This window comes from Maribellus sediminis (assembly GCF_011799805.1).
Lineage (GTDB): Bacteria > Bacteroidota > Bacteroidia > Bacteroidales > Prolixibacteraceae > Draconibacterium > Draconibacterium sediminis_A.
On record NZ_WXUB01000002.1, the window covers coordinates 765,313 to 777,108 of the forward strand.

The following is an 11,796-nucleotide window of genomic DNA, read 5'->3' on the forward strand; positions in this document are numbered from 1 at the left end:
AGAATTAATCGCGAATAAAATGTGGCATTTGTGAATCTAAATCAAACGATAATTCAACAATGCCGCGGAATTCACCGTTCTGCATCCAAGGCTTTTGCACAATTATCTTCTTTTTACCATTCTTTTCGGTGGTGTAGACATTTTCTGTGGGAGTTTTTAGCATTTCCTGCAGCTTAGTTCGCGATGGCTCCGGATGACAATCCAGCAAATTAGTCCCAATCAGTTCTTCGCCGCCGTAAGCTGCAAACTGACCGATTGAAACCTTATTCATATAAACAATTATACCCGCCGTATCGCAAACGGTAACAGCGCCGCTAAATTCTTCTACCCAGTCGAGGTCGGTCCCGGCAAGCTTCATTTCTTAGCGTAACATTTTACCCATTCAATATCGAAATTAGCAGGTAACTGCGATCCTGATATTTCATCGATCACCAGGCTGGAAGCCATCAAATGCATCGGTTTATTTAATTCAGAATTATCCTGAGTCAGAATTTCATGCTCATTTATCTTCCAGGTAAATTTCGGCCCCTGTTTCTCGAGGCTGAATATATAATCCCCTTTTTTCAGGTTCGAGATGTCAATTCCAACGCTTTCAACTTTTCCGTTTCCGCTAACCACAGAAAAACCAAGGTTGTTGCGCGCGCCAATTTCCACCAAATTCACCCGATTACTTGTTTCGCTGCTGGCCAGATACATTGAACTGATTACCGGTTTAACCGGATCGAATTTAATTTTAGCCTCTAGTATGCCATCTTTCAATTCAAAAGCTTTATCGCTCGAAATCAGTCCTGAAGTATAATCAAACTCGGTTGGAACAAAACCTGCCGGCATTTTCCATACCTTTCCTTCAGCTTTTTCCTTTTTCACCTGGATGCGTAATTGTTTTCCGGTTGAAACGTTTTTACCCTGCGTAAAAATGTTCAGGTCGCCGGGTAAGGCATAATTCTCGCCCAGCAATTTACCTGCCGCTGCAGTACAAACATCCCATTTGGTTTCGTCCAGTTTTGTAGACGAAAAGTTGTCTTCGAAAACCACTTCCCAATTTTTCAGAAAATCGAAATCGCTTGATTTTTGATATTTAAAATACTTCACAAACTCAGGCTTTTGCTTTTCTTTTAAATAGTCCTGGTATTTTTTATACTCGTCAGTTTTCTCCCAACGCTTCTTATCTTCGAGCCAGGCTTTTTGTTTTTTGAATTCCTCTGAATTGATAATCTCTTCGAGCTCGTGATAGCGTTTCAGGTCGAATGAATCTTTTACATCGAGGTAGTTTTTGTACAACGACGATTTCTCATATTTCAGCACAAATTTTACGGTGTCGTCACCCGCCAGTCGTTTGAATTCTGCGTACTTTTTAAAAGCCTCGCTTTTCTCGAATTTCTTTTTATCCTTCAAAAAAGCTTCACGTTTTTTAAACTCGTCACCGGCAACATAAGCCGCTAGTTCGTCGTAACGCTTCAGGTCGTGACTCCCAGCCGTTTCGCGGTAAAGTTTTAATTTTTTCGACTGCTCGAATTTAAAATAAGCCTTAATTTCGGCATCGCCCTTCAATTTATTGAATTCGGCTTTTTCCTCTTTGCTATGACCGGGGGCATTTTTTAATTGCTGGTATTTCTTAAACTTTTCGGTCTTTTCAAGCGCCTCGTGCTTTTTCACAGCGTCCGACGAATTCAATTCTTTCCAGGCTTTAATACCGGCTGATTTTTCCAGTTTCCGATATTCAAGCCAGTGCTTCTCTTCTACCGAGCCTTTAAATACCTGGCTTTGAATTTCTTTTTTGTCCTTTTCAAACTGGCCTTCCTTAACATAGTCGAACAACTCGTAGTAGCTCTTCATCTTATCCGAATCGCGCTCTTTCTCAAAACGCTTCAAATCGGAAGAACCCTCAACAGCAAAATACTTTTTGATGGCTCCCGACTTTTTCAGACGCTGGTATTCTTTTAACTCGTTTTCTTCTTTGCTTCCCTTAAATGATAAGCTTTCTACTTCGCTCTTGGTCTTTTTGAAGGCATCAGAATTTACCCATTCTTCCAATTCGAGAAAGGCTTTTAGCTCCTCCGATTTCTCGGTCTTTTGAAATTCTGCATAGTCGGCAAGCAGTTCGGCCCGCTTTTTCTCGATCGTTGCAGTAGGTTTGATCTTACCGGCTAGCTGGAGAGAAAAGATTTTGAATGACATCGGTTTGTTATTAGATTTGTTTCTACCTCAAAAATATGATTTTCCTGCAATCTTTTAATAAAGCAGCCAACTTCATTTCCACATTGAATTGTTTATATCCCAAGAAACTCAGGGATTGCGAGTTTTTAACAATTATTTATGTTTAATTTATTTTTGAATACTTGGGTGTTTATATGTTTTTAGGCTCATCCGTTGCTATTATATCAATTTTAAATAGTTTTGACAAGGACCTAAATTACAGGCATGATCAAGCATTCGGAACTGATATTAAATCCTGACGGATCAATTTTCCACTTACACCTGAAACCGGAAAACATAGCCGACCGTATTATCCTGGTTGGAGATCCCGGTCGTGTGGATACCATTGCAGATCATTTCGCGGAAATTGAATTCTCGGTTCAAAACCGTGAATTTAAAACCGTTACAGGTTGGTACAACAACACAAAACTGAGTGTTATTTCTACCGGAATTGGTACCGATAATATCGATATTGTAGTAAACGAACTGGATGCCCTGGTAAATATCGACCTGGAAACCAGAACGATCAGGAAAGAGAAAAAAAGCCTGGATATTGTTCGCATTGGTACTTCGGGAGGTTTGCAAACCGATTTGCCTGTGAACACTTTTGTGATTTCACAAAAGTCGATTGGTTTTGATGGACTACTGAATTTTTATGCCAACCGCCGAGCTGTTTCCGATATTCAGTTTGAAGAGGCATTCAGAAATTACACTGAATGGGACAAATCATTACCATCGCCTTATGTTATCGACGCTTCAGAACAGTTATTGTCGAAATTTGAGGGAGATGATTTTTCGTTTGGTGTCACCATCTCAGCACCGGGTTTTTATGGCCCGCAGGGGCGCGAACTCAGACTGCCACTGGCACATCCGCGTTTGAATGAGCAAATAGAATCATTCGAACATGAGGGATTGCGTATCACCAATTTTGAAATGGAAAGTTCGGCCATTTACGGATTGTCGAAATTACTTGGACACCGTGCCTTGACCGTTTGCCTGATTATAGCCAACCGCGTTACCCTAACCGCCAATGAAAATTATCGCGACGAAATGAAGAAACTCATTTCGAAGGTATTGGAAAAACTGACCTTATAACTATGGATAAGAAAAAACTGACAGCGCTAATCAACCTCCTCGACGACCCCGACATTACTGTTTTTGGGATGGTTGAAAAGGAACTGCTCAAACAAAATGATGATATTATTCCGGAACTGGAAAAGAAATGGGAAACAAGTTTCGATGAAAACGCACAGGAACGCATTGAAACCATCATTCAGAATATTCAGTTTAAGGAAACCAAAAGTCGCCTTAAGATGTGGCTTAAACGTAAGGAAGACGAACGCAGCCTGCTAAACGGTTTTTGCCATGTCGATCGGTTTCAATATCCCGACCTTAACCCGCTGAACCTTCAGATGAAAGTGGAGAACCTGCGGAAAACCATCTGGCTGGAGCTAAATAATTCGCTTACATTGCTTGAAAAGACTACCATTCTGAACCATTTTCTTTTTAATGTGCATGGTTACGGGGTAAACCTGAGCAATCCGCATTCGGCTCAGAATTGTTTTCTGAACCAGATTCTCGACACCAAAAAAGGGAATTCAGTTTCGATGAGTATTTTTTATACCATTATTGCCCGTCAACTCGAGTTACCTGCTCGCATGGTCGATTTCCCCAAGAATCCGCTGGTGGCCATCGTAGATGCCAAGCTGGCACGCAAGGTGCACGGATCAACCCAAAATTCGGACGTATTGTTTTACATTAATCCATCGAACAAAGGGGCGATTACCAGCCGAAAAGAAATTGAATACCATTTAAAAAAGAACGATTACCAACCACTATTTGAATATACCGAACCCAAATCGGATGTTCTTTTTATTCAGCGTCTTCTCGAATCTCTCGAGGAATCGTATCAGTCGCTGGGTTATTCCGAAAAAGAAGAAAAGGCGAAGATGTTGTTGAAACTTTTTTAAGGAATAACTGCTCCTATTAAAATTTGTGGGATTAAAATAACGTCTGTACAATTAAGTTTTTTCTTTTCCTGCCGGAGGCTCTCATTTTTGCCTTGATGCAAAAACGAGACAAAAAAATCAAGGCTACTTTTTACCTTCACCTTTCATCTTCATTTTAGCTAAGTTCGGACGGGTGATTTCCTCGCACTCTCGGAACTTCCCGCTCTCACTAAGCTAAAATTTTGATTCTAGGATCGATAAAAAGAGGCCAACTTCAACATGAAACATATCCGGGAATAGTAGAAATCGGTAATATCTAAGATTTCACTCCATCTAGAATTTATTGTGATCCTAAACTTATTTGCGTCAAATTCGGGCACAAAAAAAGGCCTCTGTAACAGAGACCTTTCGTTTTGTATGCGTAATTCTTAGAATCTTTTTTCTTTGATACGGGCTTTTTTACCTGTAAGAGCACGCTGGTAGAAAATTCTTTTACGACGAACGCTACCACGTTTGTTGATTTCAATTGCATCGATAAAAGGCGATTGAATTGGGAAAATTCTTTCAACACCGATGTTACCCGACATTTTACGAATTGTAAACGTTTTGGTAGCACCCGATCCGCGCAACTGAATAACAACGCCACGGAAATTCTGAATTCTTTCTTTGTTACCTTCCCTGATCTTGTAACTTACGGTAATTGTGTCTCCCGCTCCGAATTTTGGGTATTCATTTGCTACCTCAAATTCCTTTTGTACTTCTTGAATTAAGTCCATTTTCTATTTCTTTTATAAGTTGGCAATGTAATTCGTCACCTGACGAATAAGAGATTGCATAAAATCGGCTGCAAAAATAGTATTTTTTTTATTACTCCAAACTTATTCTTATGTTGATTTGAAGTTTTATTTTATTGAATGTCAGAAGATACAGTAAAAAAGCAGAAAATCAAAACGAATTTCTGCTCTTTTACCCCACTCAATTATTTCACTTTAAAACCTTCAGGGCGTTTCCAACGCATTGGTGCCGGCGGCTCGGGTTTCATATGAAATTCTTCTGTTTTCAGTTTATCCAGAGCTACTTCCACGGCTTTTTCAAGTTGCGGATCATGTCCCTCCAGAACCAGTTTCGGTTCCTGTATTACCTCTACATCCGGAGAAATTCCTTCGCCTTCAACTGCCCAATGTCCATCCACATCGAAGAATCCACCACGCGGAGCAACAATTCTTCCGCCATCAATCAGAGGAGGCGTATCCCAGGTTCCAACCAGGCCGCCCCAGGTCCGGGTACCTACCAGTGGTCCAATATTTTTCTCTTTGAACATATAAGGCAACAAGTCTCCACCCGATCCGGCGCGTTCGTTAATGATCATCACTTTGGGCCCCCAGATTCCGGCCATTGGTGTAGTCCACGGACGGTTATCGTTGGCCTTGCTGTTAAAGTAACCCAACAAGGTGCGCGACATTACATCGATCATGTAGTCGGCGGCCGAACCACCACCGTTGTTTCGTTCATCCAGTACTACACCTTTTTTATCCTGCTGGGCGAAATAGTAGCGGTTGAATGATGCAAATCCCGGCCCACTTGTATTAGGCAGATAAACGTATGCCAGCCTTCCGCCCGAAAGTTCATCTACTTTGCGTCGATTATTCTCGACCCAATCGATACTTCTCAGCGAACGATCGCTGGAAACCGGTTCTACCGTAATTTCTTTTGCTCCTTCCATTGATGGAGTTGAGTTAACTGTCAGGATGGTTTGTCGGCCGGCTGTTTGTTCAAACAAACTAAACGGGTTGGTTGGTGCTTTTAACTCGGTTCCGTTTACCGCAAGCAGGTAATCACCTTCCTTGACGGCTAAACCCGGAGCCGAAAGCGGTGCTTTTGTATCCGGATTCCAGTTTTCGGCGGTATAAATCTTGCTGATTTTATAATAGCCGTCGACTTCTTCAAAATCGCAACCAAGAAGGCCAATCGGCACATTATCGATGTTGGGCATATCGCCGCCCGAAACATAGGAGTGTCCAATCGAAACTTCTCCACTGATCATATCGATAATATAATTCATGTCGGTGCGATGGCGAGCCGATTTCACCCAGGGAGAATACCATTCGTATATTTTATCCCACGGAGCACCGTGTACATTATCAACGTAAAGGAAGTCGCGCATAAAACGCCACGAATCATCGAACATTTGCTGATACTCTTCGGTGGGAATTATTTTAATCTTCAAGTTGGTTTCAAGCTTTCCGTCGCCGTTTTTAGGCTTCGACTTCGTATCAACTATAGCCCAGCTACTGCCTTGTTTAACCAGCATATTTTTGCCATCGACCGAAGTTGTTGCACTGCTGACGCCACTTAAAAATTCGTCGGCTTTATTTTCCTTAGCTTCGTATTTGTGCAATACAAGTCCTCTTTCGTTCGGAACCCTTTCGGCTACAAAAACGGTTTTTTCAGGGCCGGCAACAAGTCCCGCATAATTTCGCCCGGGCATATTCAAGGCCACAATGCGTTCAGCCAATCCTTCTTCATCAATAGTAACTGAAATCTCATCATCTTTTTTCTGATCAGCTTTCTCTTCGTCATTACTGTCTTTATCAGCTTTATCCTCTTTTTCAGCTTTAATCTCCTCATCATCGCTGGTAGGCAAAATGGGTGATTCTCCATCTTTTGACAAAACAATACAATAAAGGCTTCGTGTTAAATCCGGGTCGTAAGAGCTCATATCGAGCCAGCCGGTATGCAAACCGTAATTGGTACTTGCCAGAATATATAAGTATTTTCCGCTAACATCCCAGGCCGGAGTCAGCACATCAGCCATTCCATCGGTAAGTTGCACAGTTTCTTCAGAATAAATATCGTAAGCAAAAACAGCTTTAAAACTGCTGTTCAACTGGCGGGCATACGCAATCCACTTACTGTCGGGCGACCATTTTGGCTGCATTTCGCGATCGGGATGTGCAAAAGCATCGGTTGCTACTTTCGTAACATCGCCGGTTTCCAGTTCGATGTACCAGATGTTATAATCGGTATCGGTATAAGCGATTTTCTTTCCATCGGGCGACCATTCCGGACGGAAAAAGTAGGTCGGATTTTTCAAAGTATACACTTTCTGATCCTCACCAAACTGATCGGCAACCACCAGTTTATATTCGCCACTTTCGTCGTTAAACCAGGCAATTTGGTCACCTAGGGGCGACCACACGGGATAACGGTCGGCCACGCCCGAGGTATTTGTAATGTTGCGCCAGGTTCCTTTCTCCTTCGGAACGGTAAATAGTTCGCCACGGTATTCGAAAACGGCACGTTTGCCATTTGGCGAAATGTTGGCATTGGTCAGATTACTTCCGCTGACACTCTCCCAACGCTCACGTGCAAAATTCATATCACCTTTTACATGTATCACCAACTGCTTCGTATCGCCGGTTTCAGGATTTAACAGATGCAGGTAACCGCCACACTCGTACACGATGGCATCTTTGCAGGCATCCTGACTTTTGATATCGAACTGAGCTTCGTGAGTTATCTGTTTTTCATCTCCGGTTTTCGGATCGAACATCCAGATATTGCTGGCATAATCCCGTTCCGACAAGTAATACACTTTATTGTTGAACCACACCGGATCGAGGTGACGTTCTTTGGTTGGTTGTGGAGTGCGTTTTAAATCCTTGGTTTTCATATCCACAATCCAGATCGGCATGGCCTGTCCGCCGCGATAATTTCGCCATTCGGGGTCCCAGAAAGTAATTGGAACATAAGCAATCTGCTTTCCATCAGGCGAAATTTCGCCAAAGGCTGCCCTCGGAATATCAATAGCTTTTGGCAATCCGCCCTGCATTCCAACGGTAAAAAACTTGCTGGTTTGTGTCGGACGGCCTTCTCTGCCCGAACGAAACATCACTTCTCCTTCTGGTGTCCATCCCTGAACCACATCAGCACCGGGATGCCAGGTTAATCTTTTGGGAGAACCTCCTTCTCCCGGAATGACATAGACATCGGTATTTCCATCGTATTGTGCCGAAAACGCGATCCATTTTTCATCAGGCGAAAAATGCGGATTGGATTCCTGACCTTCGTTGCTTGTCATTCGAATGGCGTCTCCCCCATTCCGATCCACTTTCCAAAGGTCGTTGGCATAAACAAAAACGATACTTTCGGCCGAAATTGTGGGTTCACGTAACAACTGTGTTCCCCGAGCATTTGTCGTATTCACAGTTATTCCGAACAAAAAAAGAACAGTGCAGAAAAATTTCATATTGTTTGTCTTTTAGTTATAGAATGAATAAAAATAACAATTAATGGGTGTTCAGGTTGCGATATCTATAATATGTTAATAATAGAAATATTATTATTGCATTTAGAACATATCCTATTCTTTTTTGCGAGATTTCAAAAAATAACCGAACTTACTAAAGTTTTCTACAATAGAACCGAACAATCTTTCTATGTAGGTTTAGCAATTGAACATTAAGTTTAACATATTGTTTTAAATCAAAATTGTTAATATTCGCAATATCTGATGCTTCATACTAAACTAAATAGACCGAAAATTTATAACGATCTTTTAGTTAGACGACGTCTAATTGAAAAATTAGAAAAATCCAAACATCAACCGTTAATAGTAATATCGGCTCCTACAGGATACGGCAAGAGCGTTATTATAAGTCAGTGGCTTGAGCATAGTGAAAATAATTTTGCTTGGCTATCTCTGGATAAAAGTATGAGTGATTCAGCTGCTTTCATTTCGTATTTTGCTGCAGCGCTTGAAAAATGCAGTTCAGTTGAAATGCCGGAATTGAAAAACCTGAATCAGGATTACCATTTTCTTTCGTGGGAATCAATTATTGATAAAATTATCAATAAAATTAACGAGTTAAAAGACCCAATTCGGCTGATTCTTGATGACTACCATTTGATCAGGAATGAGCAGATCCACATGCTGATCGACGCCATAATCAGTGAAAACATCAACAACTTTCACATGGTTATCATTACACGGAGAGATCCTCCTCTTCAATTGCGGGAGCTTCGACTATATCAAAAAATGCTGGAGCTTAGGATTAGAGACCTCAGATTTAACGAGGATGAAATTGCAGAGCTCCTGGCAATGGAGCATAATACCCATTTCTTGAAAGATGAAATTACAGAACTTTTTAATAAAACTGAAGGTTGGATATTGGCTATCAGATTGATAATGATGACAAGGTCGCTTCTGGTGTTGGAGGATAGAAAGGTGGAAAAAGGATTCTTAACCAGCGATTTGGATATGCTGGTGGATCACATTGGTGAAAACCTGGAACCTGACTTTTTTAAACAGGTGCAGCTCTGTTCTCTCCTTGACCAATTTAATGAGGATCTCATCGACTCAGTTTTTACCTATGCTTTTAAAAATTCAGACGGAGCAGGGATTTTCCTTGCAAAACTGAAGGATTTAAATCTTTTTCTTATCGCAACTAAGGATAAAGGAGCCTGGTTTAGGTTCCATCATTTATTTGGAGATATCCTTAGGAGGCGGCTGGAGAGAAATGAACCAGAAATCATTAAACCTCTGTACATTCATATAAGTTCCTGGTTTGCAGGCAAGGGTCTTATTGATGAGGCAATTCATTATATGGTTATGGCTCAAGAATACGATATGGCTGTCGATCTGATTGAACAGCATACTATCTCAAAATTTGAGTTAGGCGAATGGTGGGTTGTGAAAAGGTGGTTAGAAAATATTCCTGAAGAAATACGAATGAGCAATGTAGATTTGTTGTTAATAGAATTATATTTTTGTCAGGAAACATATGAAGTTAAGGAATTTTCTTTTTTATTAGAAACTCTTGAGAAACTTGGTGTTAAAAACTCTAGCGCAAAGAATCAATCGCTTTACCTATATCATTTGGGCTATTATTTAGCTTATATTAGGCCTAATCCTGAAAAAGCTCTAGAGTGTCTGGAACAATCCAAATCTTTGCATCATGACGAAACAGGTATGTTTGGTGCGCGCAGAGAGTTAATAACGGCAAACACAAGACAAATGCTGGGTAAAACAGCTTTGGCTTTGAAACTTCTTGATGAGCATGATAAAAACTTTCAGTATGCTTCTGTAATGCATATGCGTTCATTGCATGCCAGGATATATGTTCATTTACTCTCCGGAAATTTTAAAGAAGCAGTGTTTGAATCTGAAAAATTTCATTTTATCGCCAAGAAGGGTGAATTGAAAATTTTAAGAGCGTGGAGTTTGTATTTGCATGGCAATAGTGCCTTTCAGACAGCAAATTTGGAATATGCGTCTCAATTCCTTAGAGAGGTTATAAGCTATGACAAGGTTTTTAATTATCGTGTATATTTTGATGCTTTGGCAGGATTAGTTTTATCGTATTCTCTAGAAGGAGATACCAAAGGAGCTGAGTCCTTAATTATAACAATGGAACAAATGACTGCAAAATTTAAAAATCCAAAGTTCCAGTCCTATACACGCTCTGTAAAAGCAAGGGTTAATCTGCATAAAGGATTGGGAGGTATGGAGTTGGAGTGGGCTCAAATGAATTGGGACAAGCAAACTCAAGAACCGTATTTGTTCTTGATGGATGTGCCTAGCCTAACCAAAATCAGTATCATCGTAAGCCATGGAACTATCTTACAGGTAGAGGAAGCACTTCACGTACTTGCCGAAGTGAAAGCTCATCTGGACAGCTTTCATAACAGGTATCATGATGTAGATATTGAGTTGCTTAAGGCAATGGCACTGCTGCGGGTTGGAAGAAAAGAACTTGCTAAAGAGTCGCTAAAAAATGCCTTGATAATTGCTGAAAAGAATAACATTATAAGACCGATTATGGAAGCATACCTGGTTATGCCATCCTTGTTGGAGTTGGTGGATCAATCCGTTTCATCCCGCAGAATCTTGTCCCGAATAGGATTAAAATCATCAAACAATGAACTCCCGCCCGTCTCATATTCTAAAACTGATGTATTATCCCTTCGCGAGCAGCAAGTTATCCGGAACATCGCAAAAGGACTCCGCAACAAAGAGATAGCCTTGCAACTCAATATTTCAACGGAAACTGTGAAAAGACACCTGACTAATATCTATCGTAAACTCGACGTTCCCAATCGCACTTCCATGCTCAATAAAGCACGGAATATGAATATCTTATCCTAATAACCCTACCTTTTTGCGACGTAAGTGCGATATCCCGAATAGATTTAAAATCATCAAATAATACCAATACATATTCAAAGTGCATTTAGAAGTGAAACGCGCTAAAGGCGCATTTTGAATAGTAATCGGTATAACGTCCTTCCGCCCGTCTCATATTCTAAAACTTTTAGAATTAACTCTTGGCAAGCAACAAGGAGATAGCCCTGCAACTCCATATTTCAACGGTGACAGTGAAAAGTCACCTGACCAATATCTATGGCAACCCGACGTTCCCAATGGCACTTCCATGCTCAATAAAGCATGGAATATGAATATCTTATCCTAAAAATCACACCTTTTTACAACTTTAGTGTGATGCATTAAACCTATTTGTTGTCTTAACTTGTAGGAGATAACTATCTGTTAGTATTATTTATTAAGGTTAACACGAACAATAATTACAGGACTAACGCAGCAGATAACTATTATAAAAAAGTGAGAACATAAAAAATGAAATTGACAAGC

At 40.7% G+C, this 11,796-nt stretch carries 8 protein-coding genes; 4 read left to right on the forward strand and 4 right to left on the reverse strand.

Annotated elements, in window-relative coordinates; translation table 11 throughout:
* Positions 1 to 4 precede the first annotated feature (4 nt).
* Together HFD85_RS09450 and HFD85_RS09455 are read right to left on the reverse strand one after the other, a co-directional pair.
* Positions 5 to 358 (reverse strand): PAS domain-containing protein, encoded by a 354-nt coding sequence (locus HFD85_RS09450; RefSeq protein ID WP_167608196.1) that lies wholly within the window; start codon positions 356 to 358, stop codon positions 5 to 7.
* Positions 355 to 2,178, reverse strand: a complete 1,824-nt coding sequence (locus tag HFD85_RS09455) for a glycoside hydrolase family 16 protein (protein ID WP_167608199.1) — start codon at positions 2,176 to 2,178, stop codon at positions 355 to 357. Before HFD85_RS09455 ends, HFD85_RS09450 begins: the two co-directional genes overlap by 4 nt.
* A 243-nt stretch (positions 2,179 to 2,421) precedes the next feature.
* Here HFD85_RS09455 and HFD85_RS09460 point away from each other — a divergent pair, with 243 nt between their 5' ends.
* Together HFD85_RS09460 and HFD85_RS09465 are read left to right on the forward strand one after the other, a co-directional pair.
* Entirely contained in the window at positions 2,422 to 3,291 is an 870-nt protein-coding gene (locus tag HFD85_RS09460) for a nucleoside phosphorylase (RefSeq protein ID WP_167608202.1), read from the forward strand.
* 2 nt (positions 3,292 to 3,293) lie between these two features.
* On the forward strand, positions 3,294 to 4,166 hold the full coding sequence (locus tag HFD85_RS09465) for a transglutaminase-like domain-containing protein (protein WP_167608205.1): 873 nt from the start codon (positions 3,294 to 3,296) through the stop codon (positions 4,164 to 4,166).
* 407 nt (positions 4,167 to 4,573) lie between these two features.
* Here the strand turns inward: HFD85_RS09465 and rplS are convergent, their stop codons facing one another.
* Both rplS and HFD85_RS09475 read right to left on the reverse strand, forming a co-directional pair.
* Complete coding sequence (rplS, locus tag HFD85_RS09470; protein ID WP_167608208.1) at positions 4,574 to 4,921, reverse strand: 50S ribosomal protein L19; 348 nt, start codon at positions 4,919 to 4,921, stop codon at positions 4,574 to 4,576.
* Between the two features lie 203 nt (positions 4,922 to 5,124).
* Positions 5,125 to 8,394 (reverse strand): S41 family peptidase, encoded by a 3,270-nt coding sequence (locus HFD85_RS09475; protein ID WP_167608211.1) that lies wholly within the window; start codon positions 8,392 to 8,394, stop codon positions 5,125 to 5,127.
* A 264-nt stretch (positions 8,395 to 8,658) separates the two neighbouring features.
* On the opposite strand from HFD85_RS09475, the gene HFD85_RS09480 reads away from it, so the two are divergent.
* Together HFD85_RS09480 and HFD85_RS21900 are read left to right on the forward strand one after the other, a co-directional pair.
* The gene (locus HFD85_RS09480; RefSeq protein ID WP_167608214.1) at positions 8,659 to 11,292 is read left to right on the forward strand and encodes a LuxR C-terminal-related transcriptional regulator; all 2,634 of its coding nucleotides are present in this window, start codon (positions 8,659 to 8,661) and stop codon (positions 11,290 to 11,292) included.
* Positions 11,293 to 11,471: 179 nt separating this feature from the next.
* Positions 11,472 to 11,603, forward strand: coding sequence for a LuxR C-terminal-related transcriptional regulator (locus HFD85_RS21900; protein WP_167608217.1), 132 nt, complete (start codon positions 11,472 to 11,474; stop codon positions 11,601 to 11,603).
* Positions 11,604 to 11,796 lie beyond the last annotated feature (193 nt).

Coding starts and splice junctions, on each gene's coding strand:
- HFD85_RS09480 (WP_167608214.1), top strand. CDS start 8,659: ATGCTTCATACTAAACTAAATAGACCGAAAATTTATAACGATCTTTTA.
- HFD85_RS09460 (WP_167608202.1), top strand. CDS start 2,422: ATGATCAAGCATTCGGAACTGATATTAAATCCTGACGGATCAATTTTC.
- HFD85_RS09465 (WP_167608205.1), top strand. CDS start 3,294: ATGGATAAGAAAAAACTGACAGCGCTAATCAACCTCCTCGACGACCCC.
- HFD85_RS09475 (WP_167608211.1), bottom strand. CDS start 8,394: ATGAAATTTTTCTGCACTGTTCTTTTTTTGTTCGGAATAACTGTGAAT.
- HFD85_RS09450 (WP_167608196.1), bottom strand. CDS start 358: ATGAAGCTTGCCGGGACCGACCTCGACTGGGTAGAAGAATTTAGCGGC.
- HFD85_RS09455 (WP_167608199.1), bottom strand. CDS start 2,178: ATGTCATTCAAAATCTTTTCTCTCCAGCTAGCCGGTAAGATCAAACCT.
- rplS (WP_167608208.1), bottom strand. CDS start 4,921: ATGGACTTAATTCAAGAAGTACAAAAGGAATTTGAGGTAGCAAATGAA.